Source organism: Enterobacter sp. WCHEn045836 (genome assembly GCF_003965585.1).
Classification (GTDB): domain Bacteria; phylum Pseudomonadota; class Gammaproteobacteria; order Enterobacterales; family Enterobacteriaceae; genus Enterobacter; species Enterobacter dissolvens.
The window spans coordinates 46,293-67,961 of sequence record NZ_RXPT01000001.1 but is presented as its reverse complement, the minus strand read 5'-3'; the positions used below and the strand labels follow the sequence as shown (position 1 = coordinate 67,961).

General features: G+C 54.4%; 17 protein-coding genes. 14 read left to right on the top strand and 3 right to left on the bottom strand.

Annotation, left to right across the window (positions count from 1 at the left end):
- Positions 1-40 precede the first annotated feature (40 nt).
- Positions 41-1,393 carry a molecular chaperone gene (gene yegD, locus EKN38_RS00310; RefSeq protein WP_014832630.1) on the bottom strand — a complete coding sequence of 451 codons (1,353 nt, stop codon included), beginning with the start codon at positions 1,391-1,393 and terminating at the stop codon, positions 41-43.
- Positions 1,394-1,523: 130 nt separating this feature from the next.
- On the opposite strand from yegD, the gene alkA reads away from it, so the two are divergent.
- On the top strand, positions 1,524-2,396 hold the full coding sequence (gene alkA, locus EKN38_RS00305) for a DNA-3-methyladenine glycosylase 2 (protein WP_014832629.1): 873 nt from the start codon (positions 1,524-1,526) through the stop codon (positions 2,394-2,396).
- Here the strand turns inward: alkA and EKN38_RS00300 are convergent.
- The gene (locus tag EKN38_RS00300; protein ID WP_014832628.1) at positions 2,361-5,690 is read right to left on the bottom strand and encodes a diguanylate cyclase; all 3,330 of its coding nucleotides are present in this window, start codon (positions 5,688-5,690) and stop codon (positions 2,361-2,363) included. The genes alkA and EKN38_RS00300 overlap by 36 nt on opposite strands.
- Before the next feature lie 343 nt (positions 5,691-6,033).
- Here EKN38_RS00300 and udk point away from each other — a divergent pair, with 343 nt between their 5' ends.
- The 3 genes from udk (at position 6,034) to asmA (ending at position 9,219) form a co-directional block, all read left to right on the top strand.
- Positions 6,034-6,675: a uridine kinase gene (gene udk, locus EKN38_RS00295; RefSeq protein ID WP_008500855.1), complete on the top strand. Its 642-nt coding sequence runs from the start codon at positions 6,034-6,036 to the stop codon at positions 6,673-6,675.
- 88 nt (positions 6,676-6,763) lie between these two features.
- Positions 6,764-7,345: a dCTP deaminase gene (gene dcd / locus EKN38_RS00290; RefSeq protein WP_013097886.1), complete on the top strand. Its 582-nt coding sequence runs from the start codon at positions 6,764-6,766 to the stop codon at positions 7,343-7,345.
- A gap of 23 nt (positions 7,346-7,368) precedes the next feature.
- Positions 7,369-9,219: an outer membrane assembly protein AsmA gene (gene asmA, locus EKN38_RS00285; protein ID WP_014832627.1), complete on the top strand. Its 1,851-nt coding sequence runs from the start codon at positions 7,369-7,371 to the stop codon at positions 9,217-9,219.
- Between the two features lie 99 nt (positions 9,220-9,318).
- Here the strand turns inward: asmA and EKN38_RS00280 are convergent, their stop codons facing one another.
- Entirely contained in the window at positions 9,319-10,902 is a 1,584-nt protein-coding gene (locus EKN38_RS00280; RefSeq protein ID WP_014832626.1) for a TerC family protein, read from the bottom strand.
- 691 nt (positions 10,903-11,593) lie between these two features.
- On the opposite strand from EKN38_RS00280, the gene EKN38_RS00275 reads away from it, so the two are divergent.
- The 10 genes from EKN38_RS00275 (at position 11,594) to gmd (ending at position 21,667) form a co-directional block, all read left to right on the top strand.
- Positions 11,594-12,733: a polysaccharide export protein gene (locus EKN38_RS00275; protein ID WP_014170829.1), complete on the top strand. Its 1,140-nt coding sequence runs from the start codon at positions 11,594-11,596 to the stop codon at positions 12,731-12,733.
- Positions 12,734-12,739: 6 nt separating this feature from the next.
- The gene (gene wzb, locus EKN38_RS00270; RefSeq protein WP_014832625.1) at positions 12,740-13,183 is read left to right on the top strand and encodes a low molecular weight protein-tyrosine-phosphatase Wzb; all 444 of its coding nucleotides are present in this window, start codon (positions 12,740-12,742) and stop codon (positions 13,181-13,183) included.
- 2 nt (positions 13,184-13,185) lie between these two features.
- Complete coding sequence (gene wzc / locus EKN38_RS00265) at positions 13,186-15,348, top strand: tyrosine-protein kinase Wzc (RefSeq protein WP_126521535.1); 2,163 nt, start codon at positions 13,186-13,188, stop codon at positions 15,346-15,348.
- A 108-nt stretch (positions 15,349-15,456) separates the two neighbouring features.
- Positions 15,457-16,299 carry a colanic acid biosynthesis glycosyltransferase WcaA gene (gene wcaA, locus EKN38_RS00260; protein WP_126521533.1) on the top strand — a complete coding sequence of 281 codons (843 nt, stop codon included), beginning with the start codon at positions 15,457-15,459 and terminating at the stop codon, positions 16,297-16,299.
- On the top strand, positions 16,299-16,775 hold the full coding sequence (wcaB, locus tag EKN38_RS00255) for a colanic acid biosynthesis acetyltransferase WcaB (RefSeq protein WP_126521531.1): 477 nt from the start codon (positions 16,299-16,301) through the stop codon (positions 16,773-16,775). Before wcaA ends, wcaB begins: the two co-directional genes overlap by 1 nt.
- Before the next feature lie 10 nt (positions 16,776-16,785).
- The gene (wcaC, locus tag EKN38_RS00250) at positions 16,786-18,003 is read left to right on the top strand and encodes a colanic acid biosynthesis glycosyltransferase WcaC (protein ID WP_014832622.1); all 1,218 of its coding nucleotides are present in this window, start codon (positions 16,786-16,788) and stop codon (positions 18,001-18,003) included.
- Complete coding sequence (wcaD, locus tag EKN38_RS00245; RefSeq protein WP_014832621.1) at positions 17,978-19,198, top strand: colanic acid polymerase WcaD; 1,221 nt, start codon at positions 17,978-17,980, stop codon at positions 19,196-19,198. The genes wcaC and wcaD overlap by 26 nt, the downstream gene beginning before the upstream one ends.
- A gap of 12 nt (positions 19,199-19,210) precedes the next feature.
- Entirely contained in the window at positions 19,211-19,957 is a 747-nt protein-coding gene (gene wcaE / locus EKN38_RS00240) for a colanic acid biosynthesis glycosyltransferase WcaE (protein WP_013097876.1), read from the top strand.
- A gap of 15 nt (positions 19,958-19,972) precedes the next feature.
- The gene (gene wcaF / locus EKN38_RS00235; protein ID WP_013097875.1) at positions 19,973-20,521 is read left to right on the top strand and encodes a colanic acid biosynthesis acetyltransferase WcaF; all 549 of its coding nucleotides are present in this window, start codon (positions 19,973-19,975) and stop codon (positions 20,519-20,521) included.
- Positions 20,522-20,545: 24 nt separating this feature from the next.
- The gene (gene gmd / locus EKN38_RS00230) at positions 20,546-21,667 is read left to right on the top strand and encodes a GDP-mannose 4,6-dehydratase (RefSeq protein WP_003863514.1); all 1,122 of its coding nucleotides are present in this window, start codon (positions 20,546-20,548) and stop codon (positions 21,665-21,667) included.
- The last annotated feature ends 2 nt before the right edge of the window (positions 21,668-21,669 follow it).

Genomic DNA, 21,669 nt, shown 5'->3' with positions numbered 1-21,669 from the left:
TGGGAGAGGGCCGGGGTGAGGGCACCAGACCGCACCAACGCTAGCTAAACATCACCTGTGCCCAGCGTGCCAGCCCCGCCGTGACGGAGCCAAAGTCATCGCCGCCGGCAATTGGAATGCCTGGCAGCTGTTCTGCCAGCGCTTTCTTGATCAGCGGCGAACGCGCGCTACCGCCGGTCAGGTAAATCACGTCCGGCTTCTCTTTGCCGTTCTCCAGCGCCAGCTGGACCTGCTCCAGAATACGCTGAAGCGGCTGAGCGAGCGCGGTTTCCAGTCCTTCCTGAGAAATGGCGGTTGCCAGATCTTCACTGATAAACGGCAAGGAAACCGCGTGATCCGGGCGATCGGAGAGGGCGATTTTGCTCTCTTCGGCAGTACGCACCACGCGATAACTCAGACGCTGACGCCAGACTTTGTAGAGCAGGGCGACCTTGTCAGCCTCCCGGGCATCGCGCACCATATCGTTCAGGAAGCGGCCGTTCGCGGTGCTGTAAAAATCACTCTGCGCGGGGACGTCGTTGATGGCGATAGCATTCCACCAGGGCAGGATCGGCAGGGCGATCCCTTTTTCCGTTTGCCCGCCCATGCCCAGCAGCGGCATCAGGCTCTTGAATGCAAGGGCGATATCCAGATCGTTACCACCCACGCGGCAGCCGCTGTGCCCCAGCAGGCTGTTTTCGCGGTCACGACGGTTATGCCACTGCGGCCCCATTAGCAAGAGCGAGCAGTCGGTCGTCCCCCCACCGATATCCACCACCAGCACGCGCTTCTCTGCTGTCAGCGTGGCTTCAAAATCCAGCCCCGCCGCCACCGGCTCATACTGGAATACCACGTCGCGAAAGCCCGCGCGGTGTGCGGCTCGTTCAAGGATCCCCTGCGCCTGCTGGTTGGCCTCGTCGCCACCCAGCCCCTGGAAGTTGATCGGACGGCCAATGACCGCCTGATCGATCGCCTCCGATACCTGGGTTTGCGCCTGATTGCGAATGTGCAGCATCATGGCGCAGACTAGATCTTCAAACATCGCCACCTGCTGCGGCTTCAGGCCGCTGGCACCGAGAAACGACTTTGGCGATTTAACGAAGTAAACCTCTTCCGGATCTTCAATGTAATGCCCGAGTGAAGAGAGGCCGAACTGGACGCTCGACGGGGTGACGTCGATATCTTCCTCGCGGTTAAAACTGACTGCCCGGCGCAGCAAAGCCTGTGATTCCGCCGCCGTGGCCGGAACCTGATGATGGCGGAACAGCCATTCGCTGACCGCTTCACGCGTGGGTGCGCAGAGCATTGACGGCAGCAGCGTACTCTCTTTTTCCATTTTCAGAAGCTGTGGTTGTCCGTTTTGCATAATCGCAACCGAACAGTTTGCCGTACCGTAGTCGAATCCAATAAACACGTTTAATCCCCATGCCAGTGAGAAGGGGCGAGACTTTAGCGGAATGCCCGTCTGGCGACAACAGGAATATGAAAGCAAGGCGAAACAAGGTCTTTCGGTTTATGCTGAGGGGAACAAAAAAGGAGCGACGATGTATACCCTGACCTGGCAACCCCCTTACGACTGGCAATGGATGTTTGGCTTTCTTGGCGCGCGTGCGGTAGAGGGCATTGAGACGGTTACCGACAGCTACTACGAGCGCAGTTACACCTGCCAGCGGCATCAGGGGATCTTTCGCGTCACCCCGGATCTGAACACCCACACGCTCAACGTGACGCTCAGCCCGGGATTAGTCCCGGTTGCGCAGATCTGCCTTGAGCGCATCGGGCGTCTGTTTGATCTCGCCTGCGATCCCCGGCAAATTCAGAATGCGCTGGGCGAACTGGGGGCCGCGCGTCCGGGGCTGCGTTTACCGGGGGCCATGGATGCCTACGAGCAGGGCGTGCGGGCGATCCTGGGGCAACTGGTCAGCGTAGCGATGGCGGCGAAGCTGGCCTCACGGGTGGTGGCCCTGTGCGGTGAACCGGTAAAGGATGCGCCGGGTTATCTGTCCTTTCCTACACCTGACGTGCTGGCTGCGGTGGATCCGCTGGCGCTGAAAGCCCTCGGCATGCCGGTTAAACGGGCGGAGTCATTGATTCACCTGGCCCGGTCCGTGGTCGATGGCACGTTTCCACTGTCTCCGCCTGAGGATATCGAAGCCGGGATGAAGGGGTTACAGCAGCGGCCGGGGATAGGGCGCTGGACGGCCAATTACCTTGCCCTGCGCGGCTGGCAGGCGAAAGACGTGTTCCTGCCGGATGATTATCTGATTAAGCAGCGCTTTGCCGGCATGACACCCGCGCAAATTCGTCGCTATGCCCTGCGCTGGCAGCCGTGGCGCTCTTACGCGCTGCTGCATATCTGGTATACCGACGGCTGGACGCCATCAGTTGATGGCGAAATAGCTGGTATTCAGCAGTAGATCCAGCGGCTGCGGCTCGCCGATGGTGTCACCAAAAATAAAATCAATGCCGATGCCGGAGAGCGTATCCATCATGATGGGCTGGTTACACGGGCCGGCGATGGTACGCATCCCCAGACGCTGCGCATGACCCTGGATGATGGTCACCATCATCTCATCCATCAGATTGCCATGAACATTGGTCACCACTTCCGCGTCCAGCATCAGATAATCCGCCATGTTGGCGCTCAGGTGGCTGAAGAGTGCCATGTCGCGCCCCGCCTGGCTCAACACCACGCGGCAGCCGGCGTGGCGGAGCTTTTGCAGCCCCGTCTGAATGTTCTGATCCGGGTTGGCCACCACGTCGATCGCGATAACCAGATGCAGCAGACGACCCGGTAATGGCCCTTTATCCAGAAGGTCGAGCAATTCATCAACCAGCGTGGCGCTGGCTAAACCGGCGGCAGAGAGGGGAAGCGCGACCCCCAGGCCTTTTCTGGCAACAGGAGCGGCATACGCGCGGAAGAACTCGCTAAAAATACGGCGGTCAAGCGCATGCAAAAGCTCAGGCTCCGCCAGACCGGAACGAAAGGCGTGCTCTTCCTGAACTTCACCCTGGCTGGTCCACAGGCGTAACGAAATCAGCCAGAAGTTGCAGCTCTCGGGAATACGCGGGGAGGCAACGCTGCGGGCAATCATCATCAGATGATTGTCTTTAATCATGTGCCACTGTTCATCGAGCGACATCATGCTGCGCGCGCTGTGGGTTCGCTCCTGCTGCGGTTCGTACACCGTTACCACGCCGCGACCGTTGTTTTTCGAGGCATAGCAGGCAATGTCGGCCTGAGACATCACTTCCGACGCCTGATGATTATTTTCATCAATCAGCGTGATCCCCGCGCTGGCGCCGATCCGGTGCAGGCGGCCTTCCCACATAAAGTGATAGTCGTTGATCGTGTGGATCAGTCGACCCGCAATATAGCGTGCGCTCTCAATATTGCAATCTGGCAGCAGCAATCCGAATTCGTCTCCGCCCAGACGCGCAAGCACGTCGCTGGAACGCAGCATGGTCAGCATCAATGACGACAGCTCCCGCAGCAGGGCATCGCCCGCCGCATGGCCAGCCGTATCGTTAACGGCTTTAAAGCGATCGAGATCGATAAACACCAGCGCATGACGCTGGCGCGTCTCCTGGACGGTCTGCAGTAGCCGTTTGAGATGATTTTCGAAGCTGACCCGGTTTGCCAGGTGGGTGAGGGCATCGTGAGAGGCACTGTAGCTGAGCTGACGCAGCATTTTGCGCGACTCGGTGACGTCCTGAATAACCAGCACCGAGCCGATATTCTGCCCGTCCAGCGTACTGAGCGGAGTGATGCTGTAATGGATATCAAAGAAGCCACCGGTACGGCAGTTAAGCACCACATCCTGTTCGATATCGGCGCGGGACATATCGCCGCTGTGAATATTCTCCATCAGCGGCCCTTTTTCACCGAAGGTGATATGCAGGACCTTCAGCACCGGCTGGCCAATGGCCTCGGTTTGCAGCCAGCCGCTCATCTTCTCGGCGACCGGGTTCATAAAGGTGACATTCATGTCGACATCGGTACACAACACCGCTTCGCCGATGGAGTCGAGAGTAATGTGCAAACGCTCTTTTTCCTGGAACAGGGCCTCGTTGAGCTGTTTAACCTCGGTCATGTCCATATTGATGCCGAGCAAACGTTCGACTTCGCCCTGTTTGTTGAGTACCCGGTTCGCCAGAGAGCGAATATGACGCACACCTTCTTTAACGCGAATCCGGAACTCCAGCTTAAACGGCATGCGCGCGATCAGGGAATCCCGGAGCACTTTTTCCGCATGGGCGCGATCTTCAGGCAGCATCTTCTCGTGCCAGAGCTGCCATGTCGGCTTGATGTGCGGCGGGATTTCATACAGATCAAACATCCGCTTATCCCAGCTGATGATGTCCGGCTCCAGATCCCACTCCCAGATGCCGATCCCCCCCGCTTCATTGGCGAGGGTGATGCGTTCCATCAGCCGTTTGTTGACCCATTCGGTCTGTTTCAGATCGTTAATATCTTCAATCTGGGCAATGAAATAGAGCGGCGAGCCGTCGGCATGGCGCACCACCGAGACAGCAAGCAGCGCCCAGACCACTTCTCCGCTGCGGGTGTAGTAACGCTTCTCCAGGGTATAGGTGTTGATATCCCCGTTGATCAGTTGTTCAAGCTGTTCGAGGTCGGTGTGCAGATCTTCCGGCCAGGTTAACTGCTGGAAAGTGAGCGACTGTAGCTCTGTCTGGCTGTAACCGAGAAAGTTACACAGCGCCTTGTTGGCCTGCAGCCACTGGCCTTCAATGCTGACCAGCGCCATCCCGATGGCAGAATACTCCATCGCGTTACGAAAGCGCTCTTCACTTTCAGTGATATGTTTCCGCTCCGCCCGGAAGGCGTACATCACCATGGTCATGACGTTGGCCGGGAGAAGCAGCATCAAAAACGGCAGCCACGGCGCATTCAGCATGGCGTTGGTGTGCTGGGTGGTAAGTGCCGTAGGGTTGCGGGCAATCATCAGGGAAACCACCATTACGGTGACCAGAAACACCATAAAGGCTTCCATACGCGGCAAGCGCACGGCGCTCCACATCAGCAGAACAATAACGCAGGTAAAGGGCCACGGCAGCCAGGTGATCGACGCCCAACTGAGCATCAGCGTCACGGCCATGGTGACCAGCGTTTCCAGCAGCAGCTTCGGGTCACGATGGCGCAGGAGATAGTGCGGTTTAAACAATAATCCTAATGGCACCAGTGCCAGCGCGCCGATGGCTTCAGACAATACCCAGACGAGGAAATTACGCAGTGGCTCAGAAGTAGGTACCAGAAAATGCACCAGAACGCCGCCGACCAGCGGGGGGATCAGCGCGCTGCCAATCGCCAGGCGGATCCAGTCGTTCAGGTTCTGCAATGGGTTATACCAGGGGAGCAGTTTGCGCAGTAATAGCGCACCAATAACCGCTTCCACCACGTTGATGGCGGTATAGGTCGGATTGATCGACGACCAGGAAAAAAGCATCCACGAGGCCAGAATATTGCCGAACGAGCAGGCAAGGGCAATGCCGGGCCACATTTTTCCGGCGTGGCGATAAAACGCCACCATCATTATGGCGGTAGGAAACCAGAGCGGTGCTAACAGCGTGCCGAAGCGGGTCAGTTCCAGTGAAAAAAGGGTAAAGATAAAGGTGACCAGGCCCAGACAGACAAGTCGCATGAGAGGATGTGGGGTGGTAACCAAAACCCGTTGGTGTTGTTTATTCATTACCGCTTTATCCAGAGACGCCATGCCGCCAGGAGTGAAGTCCGGACGAGTGAATATGCTAATTTGGTTTATGCTAGTACAAACAATTTACAATTCATATGGCGACTGCTCATAATTTGACATCATAGAATTATTAAATAGTTAGTGTGTAAAAAAATCATGTTAAACGCTGAAAAAACACGCGTAAAAATTTCACTCAGGGAACGTTAAGCCACTTTTCAGCCTGTCTCGCATAACCTGCGCTTTCGACTGGTATCACGTCCGTGAAATCCCTATAATTGCCGCGTTTGACGCTCCGGCGTCGTCCTTCCTTAACATCCAGGTTAATCAGGTCGCTAAATTTATGACTGATAAGTCTCATCAGTGCGTCATTATAGGCATCGCCGGCGCATCGGCTTCAGGTAAAAGTCTTATTGCCAGTACGCTTTACCGCGAACTGCGTGAACAAGTTGGTGATGAGCACATCGGCGTCATTCCCGAAGACAGCTACTACAAAGATCAATCCCATCTGTCGATGGAAGAGCGCGTAAAAACGAACTATGACCATCCCAATGCCATGGATCACAGCTTGCTGTTCCAGCATTTAGAAGCGCTGAAGAGCGGCCAGGCGATTGAACTGCCTGTTTATAGTTACGTAGAACATACCCGCACGCAGGAAACGATTCGTATTGAGCCGAAGAAGGTCATTATCCTCGAAGGCATCCTGCTTCTGACCGATGCGCGTCTGCGCGAGTCAATGAACTTCTCCATTTTTGTTGATACCCCGCTGGATATTTGCCTGATGCGCCGCATCAAGCGCGATGTGAACGAACGTGGCCGTTCAATGGACTCCGTCATGGCGCAGTACCAGAAAACCGTTCGCCCGATGTTCCTGCAATTTATTGAACCATCCAAACAATACGCCGATATTATTGTGCCGCGCGGGGGTAAAAACCGCATTGCCATTGATATCTTAAAAGCGAAAATCAGCCAGTTTTTTGAATAAGCCGCGCGAATTGTGTACCGTTCAGAGATAACCTGCTTCGCCCTGAGTCGTTATCCTCAGGGCACGATGCACGAAAGGAGAGAGTGCCATGCGTCTTTGTGATCGCGATATAGAAGCCTGGCTGGATGAAGGCCGCCTGTCTATTACCCCACGTCCACCCGTGGAGCGTATCAATGGTGTTACCGTTGATGTGCGACTGGGGAATAAATTCCGCACCTTCAGCGGCCATACCGCACCGTTCATCGACCTTAGCGGGCCGAAGGATGAAGTCAGTGCCGCGCTTGACCGCGTGATGAGTGACGAAATCGTTATCGACGAAGGCGAGGCCTTTTATCTGCATCCGGGCGAACTGGCGCTGGCAGTGACCTTTGAATCGGTGACTCTGCCTGCGGACCTGGTGGGCTGGCTTGATGGCCGCTCTTCTCTGGCGCGTCTGGGGCTGATGGTACACGTGACCGCACACCGTATCGATCCAGGCTGGTCCGGCCGTATCGTTCTGGAATTTTTCAACGCCGGTAAACTGCCGCTGGCGCTGCGTCCGGGCATGATGATTGGTGCGCTGAGCTTCGAACCGCTGACCGGCCCGGCCGATCGTCCTTATAACCGCCGTCAGGACGCAAAATATCGCGACCAGCAGGGTGCGGTTGCCAGCCGTATTGATAAAGACTGATCAGTTAGTCCACTGAGGATGCCATGAGAAGAGTTCTGACAACGCTGATGATTTTGCTGGTGGTGCTGGTGGCTGGCCTTTCAGCGTTGGTTCTGCTGGTTAACCCGAATGATTTCCGCGCCTATATGGTGCGGCAGGTCGAGGCCCGCAGTGGATACCAACTGAAGCTGGATGGGCCGCTGCGCTGGCACGTCTGGCCCCAGCTCAGCATTCTCTCTGGCCGCATGTCGTTAACTGCACCGGGGGCTGCCCAGCCGCTGGTGTCTGCCGATAACATGCGCCTTGATGTGGCGCTGATTCCGCTCTTTTCGCACCAGTTGCAGGTCAACCAGGTGATGTTAAAAGGCGCGGTGATTCAGCTTACCCGGCAAACTGAAGCCGTGCGTAACGCAGATGCGCCGGTTGCGCCGCGGGAAAATACCTTACCTGATGAACCGTCGGATACGGGCTGGTCATTCGATATCGGCAAACTGAAAGTGGCCGATAGCGTGCTGGTTTTCCAGCATGAGGATGATGAGCAGGTCACCGTACGCAATATCAACCTCAATATGGAGCAGGATGAGCACCATCTTGCTTCGCTGGAGTTTAGTGGCCGGGTGAACCGCGATCAGCGCGATTTGACCCTGTCGCTGAATGCCAGCGTTAACGCGTCTGATTATCCGCATCAGCTCACGGCAGACATCCAGCAGCTGAACTGGCAACTGACGGGGGCCGATCTCCCTGCCCAGGGGATCACCGGCCAGGGCACGATGCAGGCCGTCTGGCGTGAAGAGCAAAAACAGCTGGAGATGAATAATCTCAACCTGCAGGCCAATGACAGCAGCCTGAAAGGGCAGGCGAGCGTTATCCTTGCGGCGAAACCGAAATGGGTTCTCGATCTGCAGTTTGACAAGCTCAACCTGGAAAACCTGCTGCCACCGCCGCCGGCGAGCGCCACGGACAGTGATGCCGCGCAGACCGGGCAAAGCCAGGGGAAACAGGCGCGTCCGGTGATTTCGTCTAATCTCGATCAGCCTGACTATAACGGTCTGCGGGGCTTCACGGCGGACATTCTGCTGAAGGCCAACAGCCTGCGCTGGCGCGGGATCGATTTCACCGACGTGAGCAGTCAGATGTTCAACCAGAACGGTTTGCTGGTGATTTCGGAATTGAGCGGCAAAATGGGCGCCGGGCACCTTTCCCTGCCGGGCACGCTGGACGTGCGTAATGAGAACTCGACCGCAGCGTTTCAGCCCCGTCTCGACAACGTTGAGATTGGCACCATCCTGAAAGCCTTTGACTACCCGATCTCCATGACCGGTCAACTGACGCTGGCGGGAGATTTCTCGGGCACGAAGATCGATGCTGATGCTTTCCGTCGTGACTGGCAGGGGCAGGCTCATCTTGAACTGAAAGATGCACGTATGGAGGGGCTCAACTTCCAGCAACTGGTGCAGCAGGCGGTAGAGCGCAGCAGCGATGTGAAAGCACAGGAAAACTACGACAGCGCCACGCGTCTCGACAGCTTTACCAGTGACCTGACCCTCGACGACGGACAGCTCTCTCTTGACGGCATGCAGGGGGCTTCTTCCATGTTGTCATTAACCGGGGAAGGCAAGCTGGATCTGGTGAAAGAGACGGCGGATACCCGCTTCAATGTACGGGTTCTGTCCGGCTGGCAGGGCGAAAGCAAGCTGATCGACTTCCTGAAAGAGACGCCGGTGCCGCTGAGCGTATATGGCAAATGGCAGTCGCTGAACTACAGCCTTCAGGTGGATCAACTCCTGCGCAAACATCTGCAGGATGAAGCCAAACGTCGCCTGAACGACTGGGCGGATCGGAATAAAGATTCCCAGACCGGGAAGGATGTGAAGAAGCTGCTGGATAAGCTTTGATGTTTGTTGTGCCGGGTGACGGCTGCCAGTGCGGCCTGATGCCCTCACTCCATCCCTCTCCCACGGGAGAGGGAGCAATCGGGTTGCCGTTTTTTTTACCTACACCTCAAAATCCATCTCTTCTTCATCGCGCAGCGGAATCAGCTGCACCTTCTGCACGCGATGGTTCTCAATCTGCAGTGTTTTCAGCAGATAGTTGCCAACCTGAACTTCTTCTCCCGGTTGAGGAATACGCTGCAGATACTCCATCAGCAGACCCGCAATGGTGTGGTACTCACGTTTTTCATCCAGTGGCAGGGGAACATACTGAACCAGGTCTTCAAGCGGCATATGGCCGTTGGCCGTCCATGAACCGTCCGCGTTTTTCTGAATATCATGGCGTGCATCGATTTCATCCACTTCGTTGGGCAAATTACCGGCGATAGTTTCCATCACGTCGCTGAGCGTCACCAGCCCTTCAACCGAACCAAATTCATCCACCACAAAGGCAAAGTGCGTGCGCGCGTTACGGAATTGTTCAAGGGCAGAAAGCAGCTGCAACCCCTCCGGGAACACCAGCGGCTGGCGCACCAGGGCGCGCAGATTGAGTGCCTCACCGTGCAACTGCTGTTGCAGCAGGTCGATGACATGCACCACGCCCAGCAGCTCCTCTTCCTCTTCACCCCCTGTCACCACCACGCGGGTATGCTGGTTTTTATCCAGCAGGGCGCGGATCTGCTCTTCCGGCGCGGTGAGGTCGATATGCTCAATGTCATGGCGCGACGTCATGATGCTGCTAACCGTGCGCTGATTAAGATTGAGCACCCGCTCAATCATCAGCCGCTCCTGCGGATTAAAGATCTGCCCGTCACTGTGATCGGCCAGCATCGCGGAGGATTCTGCATCCAGCTCCGCATCTTCTTTCTTCCCGCTGAGCAGGCGCATCACCGTGTCGGCGGTGCGTTGACGTAATGTCTGATTTGCCGAGAGGAAGCGACGGCGGTTGAAAATCGCCAGCTGGTTAAGCGCCTCAATCATGACGGAGAAGCCAATGGCGGCGTAGAGGTAACCCTTCGGAATGTGGAACCCAAAGCCGTCCGCCACGAGGCTAAAGCCAATCATTAACAGGAAACTCAGGCAGAGGATCACGATGGTCGGGTGGCTGTTCACAAACCGGGTCAGCGCTTTACTCGCCATCACCATCAGCGTGATGGCAATGATCACCGCAGCCATCATCACCGCCAGATGGTCGACCATCCCGACGGCGGTGATCACCGAGTCCAGAGAGAAGACTGCATCCAGCACCACAATTTGCGCGACCACCGGCCAGAATTTAGCCCCGCGCCGCTGGGTGGGGTTTTCACTGTCTTTACCTTCGAGCCTCTCATTCAGTTCTACCGTGGCTTTGAACAGCAGGAACAACCCGCCGAAGAGCATGATCAGGTCACGCGCGCTAAAGCTCAGGCCGTGAACGGAGAACAGGGGCTTTGTCAGGGTCACCAGCCAGGAGATTGAGGCCAGCAGCAGCAGTCGCATCACCATCGCCAGCAGCAGGCCCGTTACGCGCGCACGGTCGCGCTGCGCCGGGGGGAGTTTTTCGGCGAGGATGGCGATAAAGACCAGATTATCAATACCGAGCACTAATTCGATGACGACCAGCGTAACCAGCCCGGCCCAGATTGATGGATCGGCAATCCATTCCATAGTAATCGCAATACCTTCTGTTATTTGAGCAATGTCACACTTCGATCATGGATAAAGCTGGGGGAAATTGCAATGCCGGGCTGAGATTTCTCTTAATACGATCCGCTTAAAAGGACGAGCTTTGCTGAAACTGTAAATAAGCTAAATACGTAGATTTAATTACAAAGAAACCATTTTAGGATATATCGCAATAAATGGTTTTTATTTTAATTTTGTCAATATAAAGAAAATCCTAAAACGTCAAAACTTTGCTCTTAATATTAATCTTAAAAACCGTTATTAGGACAGTTGTCTCCTTGCCTGCTATTAGGTTAGCTGCAATAATTCTCCCAGCATCAAATGTTAAAACTCCTTGTTGCTATTATTGTTCTGGTCTTCAGTGATGGTTATTCATTATCCGCCTTGTGTCGCAAGCGGCTGATATATTTCCAGAAGACCTTATTCAAGAGGGTGTCTATCCATAACGCATTGTTTAGTCAGTGGATTGGTAACTGAAAGCCAAGGGCGGTAGCGTGCCTGAAAGCGTGTGAATCAGCCTCGATTATTCTGTCAATAGCCAATGGATGAATAAGCTTTTTTTAGGACTGATGCCAGTTATATTTCTATTTGAACAACTGCATGCTGAAAGCCAAATCGACCCGGCTTATTTAATTGCACAGGATAATTACTCTGCCAAAGTGATAAATAATCAATGATGAAATCCAAAATGAAATTGATGCCATTATTGGTGTCTGTGACCTTGATGAGTGGTTGTACAGTCTTTCCCGGCAGCAATATGTCAACAATGGGTAAGGATGTGATCAAACAACAGGATGCTGATTTTGATCTCGACAAGATGGTGAATGTTTATCCACTGACACCACGTCTGGTCGAACAATTACGTCCACGTCCCAATGTTGCGCAGCCGAATATGTCGCTGGACCAGGAAATTGCCTCCTACCAGTATCGCGTGGGGCCTGGTGATGTCATCAACGTCACCGTCTGGGATCACCCGGAACTGACCACTCCTGCGGGCCAGTATCGCAGCTCAAGCGACACCGGTAACTGGGTCCAGTCTGATGGCACCATGTTCTATCCCTATATTGGCAAAGTTCATGTCGCGGGGAAAACCCTTGCCGAAATCCGTAGTGATATTACCGGCCGCTTAGCGCAGTACATTGCCGATCCGCAGGTGGACGTTAATATCGCCGCATTCCGCTCGCAAAAAGCCTATATCTCCGGTCAGGTGAACAAATCTGGCCAGCAGGCTATCACCAACGTGCCGCTGACCGTGCTGGATGCCATTAACGCCGCGGGCGGTTTAACCGACGGTGCCGACTGGCGCAACGTCGTTCTGACCCACAACGGTAAAGAACAACGCATTTCTCTGCAGGCGCTGATGCAAAACGGTGACCTGACCCAGAACCGTCTGCTCTATCCGGGCGACATTCTGTACGTGCCACGTAATGACGATCTGAAAGTCTTCGTGATGGGTGAAGTGAAGAAACAGAGCACCCTCAAAATGGACTTCAGCGGCATGACACTGACCGAAGCACTGGGTAATGCAGAGGGCATCGATCTCACTACCTCTAATGCCACCGGTATCTTCGTGATCCGTCCGCTGAAAGGCGAGGGCAGTGCGAAAGGCAAGATTGCCAATATTTACCAGCTGGATATGTCCGATGCGACCTCTCTGGTAATGGCAACGGAGTTCCGCCTCCAGCCATATGATGTGGTGTATGTCACCACCGCGCCGGTTGCCCGCTGGAACCGTCTGATCAATCAGTTGCTGCCAACCATCAGTGGCGTTCGCTACATGACGGATACGGCGCGCGACATTCATACCTGGTAACCCGCGATGTTTAATAAAATTCTGGTGGTATGCGTGGGGAACATTTGCCGTTCCCCAACGGCTGAGCGGTTGCTGAAACACTACCAGCCCGAACTCACCGTCGATTCTGCAGGGCTGGGTGCGCTGGTCGGTAAAGGTGCCGATGAAAGCGCCGCGAGCGTGGCCCGCGATCATAACCTTTCTCTCGACGGGCACTGCGCCCGTCAGGTCACCGGCCGCATGTGCCGGGAGTATGACCTGATCCTGACGATGGAAAAACGCCATATTCACTCGCTATGCGACATCGCACCGGAGATGCGCGGCAAAGTGATGCTGTTTGGTCACTGGGATAATGAACGCGAAATCCCCGATCCGTATCGCAAAAGCCGTGAGGCCTTTGAGGCGGTGTATACCTTACTTGACCAGTCTGCCCGTCAGTGGGCGCAGGCACTGAAAGCTCAGCAGGGATAACAATGACAGAAAAAACAAAACCTTCTGCCGCCCCGATTTCGGGCAGTGATGAAATCGATATTGGTCGCCTGGTCGGCACCGTAATAGAGGCGAAGTGGTGGGTACTTGGGATCACCGCCGTGTTTGCCGCCGCGGCGATCGTCTATACGCTGTTTGCGACACCTATCTACAGTGCCGATGCGCTGGTACAGATTGAGCAGAACACCGGCAACTCGCTGGTGCAGGATATTGGTTCTGCCCTGGCGAACAAACCGCCTGCCTCCGAGGCTGAAATTCAGCTGATCCAGTCGCGTCTGGTGCTGGGCAAAACGGTTCACGATCTGGGGCTTGATATCTCCGTCACCAAAAATACCTTCCCGATATTTGGTGCCGGCTGGGATCGCCTGACAGGGCGCAGTAACGACACGGTAAAAGTCACTGACTTTGTGCTGCCGAAAGGCAGTGCGGATCAAACCTTTACCCTGACCGTTCTGGGGCCGAAGCAGTATCAGTTGACCAGTGACGCCGGCTTCAGCGCGCGCGGTGAAGTGGGGCAGATGTTGACGAAAGATGGCGTCAGCATGATGGTGAGCGCTATTCATGCGCAGGAAGGCGGCGAGTTTACCGTCACCAAATTCTCTACCCTGGGGATGATCAACAATCTGCAAAACAACCTGACGGTCACCGAAAATGGCAAGGACACCGGTGTCCTGAGCATGACCTTTACCGGTGAAGATAAGGATCAAATCCGCGATATCCTCAACAGCATCACCCGCAACTACCTTGAGCAGAACGTCGAGCGTAAGTCGGCTGAAGCGGCGAAGAGCCTGGCCTTCCTCGCGAAACAGCTCCCGGAAGTGCGCGCACGTCTGGATGATGCAGAGAACAAACTGAACGCGTTTCGTCAGGACAAAGACTCCGTCGATCTGCCACTGGAAGCGAAATCGGTGCTGGACTCGATGGTTAACATTGATGCGCAGCTCAACGAGTTGACCTTCAAAGAGGCGGAAATTTCTAAGCTCTACACCAAACGTCATCCGGCCTATCGCACGCTGCTGGAAAAACGCCGTACCCTCGAAGAGGAGAAGGCGAAGCTCAATGACCGCGTCACCGCGATGCCAAAAACGCAGCAGGAAATTGTCCGTCTGACCCGCGACGTGGAATCCGGCCAGCAGGTCTATATGCAGCTGCTGAACAAACAGCAGGAGCTGAAAATCACCGAAGCCAGCACCGTCGGCGACGTGCGTATTGTTGACCCGGCCATTACCCAGCCTGGCGTGCTGAAGCCGAAGAAAGCGCTGATTATCCTCGGCAGCATTATCCTTGGCCTGATGCTCTCCATTGTTGGTGTGCTGCTGCGTTCGCTGTTCAACCGCGGTATCGAAAGCCCGCAGGTGCTGGAAGAGAACGGTATCAACGTCTACGCCAGTATTCCGCTGTCCGAATGGCAGAAATCGCATGACCGCGACAAAAGCGTCAAAGGCGTCAAGCGTTACAAACAGAGCCAGCTGCTGGCAGTGGGTAACCCGACTGACCTGGCAATTGAAGCGGTGCGCAGTCTGCGTACCAGTCTCCACTTCGCCATGATGCAGGCCAAAAACAACGTTCTGATGTTAACCGGTGTCAGCCCGTCGATAGGTAAGACCTTTGTCTGCGCCAACCTGGCGGCGGTGGTCAGTCAGACCAATAAACGGGTGCTGCTGATCGACTGCGATATGCGTAAGGGCTACACCCACGAGCTGCTGGGGACCAATAACGTCAACGGTCTGTCAGAAATCCTGCTCGGCAAGGGTGAGATTAGCCAGAGCGCAAAACCGACCAGCATCCCGAAATTTGACCTCATCCCACGTGGTCAGGTGCCGCCAAACCCATCCGAACTGTTGATGAGCGACCGCTTTGCTGAGCTGGTGGAGTGGGCGAGCAAAAACTACGACCTGGTGCTGATCGATACACCACCAATTCTGGCTGTGACCGATGCGGCCGTGGTCGGTCGCCTGGCGGGAACCACCCTGATGGTGGCGCGCTATGCGGTGAACACCCTGAAGGAAGTGGAAACCAGCCTGAGCCGCTTCGAGCTGAACGGCATTGAGGTGAAAGGGGTGATCCTGAACTCCATCTTCCGTCGCGCAACCGGTTATCAGGATTACGGGTATTACGAGTACGAATATAAGTCTGACAGCAAATAACAATCCCCCTCACCCTAACCCTCTCCCGAGGGGAGAGGGAACTGCCCGGTGCAGCTATTCTCCCTCTCCCTTTGGGAGATGGGCGGGGTGAGGGATCAGGGGAAGACCATGACCACACAACGCCCTTTAGTTTCTATTTATATGCCGACATGGAATCGTCAGCAGCTGGCGATCCGTGCAATCAAATCTGTGCTGCGCCAGGATTACGATAACTGGGAGCTGATCATTGTTGATGACTGTTCCTCTTCGTATGAGCAGCTGCAAAAGTTTGTCACAGACCTTAATGACCCGCGCGTCAGCTACACCCATAACGCGATCAACTCCGGGGCGTGTGCGGTGCGTAATCAGGCGATTATGCAGGCCAAAGGGCAGTATCTGACCGGCATCGATGACGATGACGAATGGACGCCAAACCGCTTGTCGATTTTCCTGTCGCACAAGGAACAACTGGTCACGCACGCTTTCCTGTATGCCAACGACTATGTCTGTCAGGGCGAGGTTTACTCTCAGCCTGCCAGCCTGCCGCTGTACCCGAAATCACCGTACTCTCGCCGCCTGTTCTACAAGCGCAACATCATTGGCAATCAGGTGTTCACCTGGGCGTGGCGCTTTAAAGAGTGCCTGTTCGATACCGAACTGAAGGCCGCGCAGGATTACGACATCTTCCTGCGGATGGTGGTGGAGTATGGCGAGCCGTGGAAAGTGGAAGAGGCCACGCAGATCCTGCACATCAACCACGGGCAGATGCAAATCACCTCCTCACCAAAAAAATTCTCGGGTTACTTCCATTTTTACCGCAAGCACAAGGATAAGTTTGACCGTGGCAGCCGGAAGTACCAGCTCTTTACCCTCTATCAGATCCGCAATAAGCGGATGACCTGGCGTACCTTGCTGACGCTGTTTTCCGTGCGCAACGGCAAGCGACTGGCTGATGGACTGCGGGGGAAATAATGTTTCTGGAAGATTGCCGCGCTAACAGCTGGAGCCTGCGCCCGTGCTGCATGGTTCTGGCGTACCGCATCGCGCATTTCTGCTCGGTGTGGCGTAAGAAAAATGTTCTGAACAACCTCTGGGCGGCACCGGTTCTGGTGCTGTACCGGATTATCACCGAATGCATTTTTGGCTATGAAATTCAGGCTGCGGCCACCATCGGCCGCCGCTTTACCATTCACCATGGCTATGCGGTGGTCATCAATAAGTTCGTGGTCGCCGGGGATGATTTCACTATTCGTCATGCGGTCACCATCGGCAACCGGGGGCCGGAGAGCCTGGCCTGTCCGGTTATCGGCAACAACGTCGAGCTGGGGGCGAACGTGGTGATCATTGGCGACATTACCATTGGTAACAACGTCACGATTGGTGCAGGCAGCGTGGTGCTGGACAGCATCCCGGATAACGCGCTGGTAGTGGGCGAAAAGCTCGCGTGAAGGTAATCAAATGAACATTCTGCAATTTAACGTCCGTCTCGCCGAAGGCGGAGCAGCCGGTGTGGCGCTGGATCTGCACCAGCGTGCGCTGCAAAAAGGACTTCAGTCTCGTTTTATCTACGGCTACGGCAAAGGCGGTAAGAAAAGCGTCAGCCACGATATCTATCCGCAGGTGCACAAGCAGACGCCACGTCTGACCTCTGTCGCCAATATCGCGCTGTTCCGTCTGTTTAACCGCGATCTGTTTGGCAACCTGAATAACCTCTATCGCACGGTCACGCGCACCACCGGCCCGGTTGTGCTCCATTTTCACGTGCTGCACAGCTACTGGCTGAATCTGCAAGAGGTGGTGACGTTTTGCCAGAAGGTACAGGCTCACAAGCCGGATACCCGTTTCATCTGGACGTTGCACGACCACTGGAGCGTGACCGGGCGCTGCGCGTTCACCGACGGCTGCGAAGGCTGGAAAAACGCCTGCCAGAAGTGTCCGACATTAACCAATTACCCGCCGGTGAAAGTGGATCGCGCTCACCAGCTGGTGGACGGAAAACGTCAGCTGTTCCGCGATATGCTGTCGCTCGGCTGCACGTTTATCTCCCCAAGCCAGCATGTGGCCGATGCTTTTAACAGTCTGTATGGGGCAGGGCGGTGTCAGATCATCAACAACGGGATCGACGTGGCGACGGAAGCGATTCTGGCCGAGTTGACCCCGGTTGCGGAAACCGCGGGTAAACCGAAAATCGCAATCGTCGCGCATGACCTGCGTTACGACGGCAAAACCAACCAGCAGCTGGTGCGCGACATGATGGCGCTGGGTGACAAAATCGAACTGCATACCTTCGGCAAATTCTCGCCGTTCGACGGCGCTAACGTGGTGAATCACGGGTTTGAAACGGACAAGCGCAAACTGATGAGCGCCCTCAACGGGATGGATGCGCTGGTGTTCAGCTCGCGCGTGGATAACTACCCGCTGATCCTCTGTGAAGCGCTCTCGATTGGCGTGCCGGTGATCGCCACCCACAGCGACGCGGCGCGTGAAGTGCTGGAAAAATCGGGCGGGAAAACGTTCGCGGAACAGGAGGTGCTGCCGCTGGTGCAACTGCCGAAGCCGCAGATTGCGCAGGCCGTATTTGGCACTGACCTGGAATCGTTCCGCAACCGCAGCCGCAAGGCCTACAGTGGACAACAGATGCTGGAGGAGTATGTCTCGTTCTATCAGAGTCTGTAGTTATCTGCTGCTGCCGCTGATCTATCTGCTGGTCAACGTCAAGATTGCCCAGCTCGGCGAAAGCTTCCCGATAACCATTGTGACCTTCTTGCCCGCTCTGCTTCTGTTGTACGTCGATAAAATCAACCTCAAGAAGCTGATGATTGCCTTAGGGATGGGTTTTGGCCTGACGCTGTTTAACTACATCTTTGGCCAGTCGCTGGATCCCAGCAAGTACGTCACCTCTACCATGCTGTTTGTTTATATTGTCATTATTATTGGCATGGTCTGGAGTATTCGTTTTAAAACTATTTCTCCGCACAATTATCGGAAAATCCTCAGGCTCTTTTATATTGCCGTTGCGTTAATTGTTATGCTTGCTGCACTGGAAATGGCGCAAATTATTCTCACCGGTGGTAGCAGCCTGATGGAGATGATTTCGAAATATCTCATTTACAGTAACAGCTATGTACTGAACTTCATTAAGTTTGGCGGTAAGCGTACAACAGCCCTCTATTTTGAACCGGCGTTTTTCGCTCTGGCGTTAATCTCAATTTGGCTCAGCATCAAACAGTTTGGTATCAAAACCCCTAAGACCGATGCTATGATTCTTGCAGGAATCGTTCTGTCTGGTTCGTTCTCAGGGGTCATGACATTTATCCTGTTTTACCTCCTGGAGTGGGCATTCCAGTACCTGAACAAAGATGCGATTAAGAAAAAACTGCCGCTGGCGATCATCTCCCTGACGGTATTTTTAGTAGGCGTGATATTTGCATTCCCGTATATCTCAGAGCGTCTTGGCGATTTGGGAACGGAAGGTTCATCGTCCTATTATCGCATTATCGGGCCGCTGGTGATGGTGGGTTATTCCTTAACCCATATCGACGGTGTAGTAAGATTCGGCTCACTTTACGAATATGTTGCATCATTCGGAATCTTTAACGGTGCGGATGTCGGTAAAACCATAGACAATGGCCTGTATCTGTTAATTATTTATTTTTCGTGGTTCGCCGTACTGTTGACGCTCTGGTATCTGTTTAAAGTTTTCAAAATGATGATTAACGCGTTTGGGGATAACCAGAACTTTCGCGTGCAGCTTTATCTGTTTACGCCCGTGTCGCTGTTTTTTACGGGGTCAATATTTAGCCCGGAATATGCGTTCTTAATTGTTTGTCCGTTTATTTTGCGTAAAGCGCTTAATATTACGAATTCATGACGAGGTGGTCTTATGTTTCTTAGCGTCATTACTGTCGCTTTTCGTAATTACGAAGGGGTGGTAAAAACCTGGCGCTCGCTGCGCAACCTGGCGCGCGATCCGAGCCTCAGTTTTGAGTGGATCGTGGTCGATGGCGGCTCGAACGATGGCACGGCGGAGTTTCTGGAAAAACTCAACGGTGAGTTCAACTTACGCTTCGTTAGCGAGAAAGATAAAGGCATCTACGATGCGATGAACAAAGGCATTAACATGGCGCAAGGCCGTTATGCCATCTTCCTTAACTCGGGCGATGTGTTCCATGACGATGTGGCGCAGTTTGCCCGTCAGCTGGCGCGCCAGAAAGATGACGCGATGTATATTGGCGATGCGCTGCTCGATTTTGGCGACGGGCATAAAATTTGCCGCAGCGCGAAACCCGGCTGGTATATCTATCACAGTTTACCGGCCAGCCATCAGGCCATTTTCTTCCCGGTAAAAGGTCTGAAAAAACAGCCTTACGATCTGCAGTATAAAGTGTCATCAGATTATGCCCTGGCCGCCAGTCTGTATAAATCAGGCTACCCGTTCCGTCGAATTAAAGGGCTGGTGTCTGAATTTTCAATGGGCGGGGTATCCACCTCGAATAATCTGGAATTGTGCCAGGATGCAAAAAACGTACAGCGTAAGATATTACGCGTGCCCGCATTCTGGGCGGAATTGTCTTATTTATTCCGCCTGCGCACCACGGGTAAAACGAAAACCTTATATAACAAAGCCTGAATATAAGGAAATGTAATGCAGGATCTTAACGGGTTCACCGTGCCGAAAGGTTTTCGGGGCGGGAACGGTATTAAAGTGCAGTTATGGTGGGCCGTTCAGGCCACCTTATTTGCCTGGTCACCGCAAATACTGTATCGCTGGCGTGCCTTTTTATTGCGTTTGTTTGGCGCAAAAATCGGAAAAAACGTAGTCATTCGTCCATCGGTAAAAATTACTTACCCCTGGAAATTAACGCTTGGCGATTACGCCTGGGTAGGGGATGACGCCGTGTTATATACCCTTGGCGATATCACGATCGGTGCAAACGCGGTGGTATCACAGAAGTGTTATTTGTGTACCGGCAGCCACGATTTTATGAGTCAGCATTTTGATATTACCGCTTCGCCAATTGTGATTGGCGAAAAATGCTGGCTGGCAACAGATGTATTTGTTGCACCTGGTGTTTCTGTTGGCGATGGCACGGTAGTCGGTGCCCGCAGCAGCGTTTTTAAATCGCTACCGGCAAATAAAATTTGCCGTGGCAACCCCGCAGTGGTGATACGCGAACGCGTTGAAACTGATTAAATTCATAAGTAGAGGAATATAAACATGTCTAAAGTCGCTCTCATCACCGGCGTTACCGGGCAGGATGGTTCTTACCTGGCAGAGTTACTGCTGGAAAAAGGTTATGAAGTTCACGGTATTAAGCGTCGTGCTTCTTCTTTCAACACGGAACGTGTGGATCATATTTACCAGGATCCGCATGCGGCCAACCCGAAATTCCATCTGCACTACGGCGACCTGACCGATACCTCCAACCTGACCCGCATCCTGCAGGAAGTACAGCCGGATGAAGTTTACAATCTGGGCGCGATGAGCCACGTTGCGGTTTCTTTCGAATCCCCGGAATACACCGCTGACGTTGACGCCATGGGTACGCTGCGTCTGCTGGAAGCGATTCGTTTCCTCGGTCTTGAGAAGAAAACCCGTTTCTACCAGGCATCGACCTCTGAACTGTATGGTCTGGTGCAGGAAATCCCGCAGAAAGAGACCACCCCGTTCTACCCACGTTCTCCTTACGCGGTAGCCAAACTGTATGCCTACTGGATCACCGTAAACTACCGTGAATCTTACGGCATGTACGCCTGTAACGGCATTCTGTTCAACCACGAATCCCCACGTCGTGGCGAAACCTTCGTGACCCGTAAAATTACCCGCGCTATCGCCAACATCGCTCAGGGTCTGGAATCCTGCCTGCACCTCGGCAACATGGACTCCCTGCGTGACTGGGGCCATGCCAAAGACTACGTGAAGATGCAGTGGATGATGCTGCAGCAGGAGCAGCCAGAAGACTTCGTGATTGCGACCGGCGTGCAGTACTCCGTCCGTCAGTTCGTGGAAATGGCTGCCGCACAGCTGGGTATCAAACTGCGCTTCGAAGGCACCGGCGTGGAAGAGAAGGGTATCGTTGTCTCTGTGACCGGCCATGACGCACCGGGCGTGAAACCGGGTGATGTGATTGTGCAGGTTGACCCGCGTTACTTCCGTCCTGCGGAAGTGGAAACCCTGCTGGGCGACCCAACCAAAGCGCACGAGAAACTGGGCTGGAAACCAGAAACCACTCTGCAGGAGATGGTCTCTGAGATGGTAGCCAAAGATCTTGAAGCAGCGAAAAAACACTCCCTGCTCAAGTCTCATGGCTACGAGGTTGCCATCGCGCTGGAGTCCTGAGA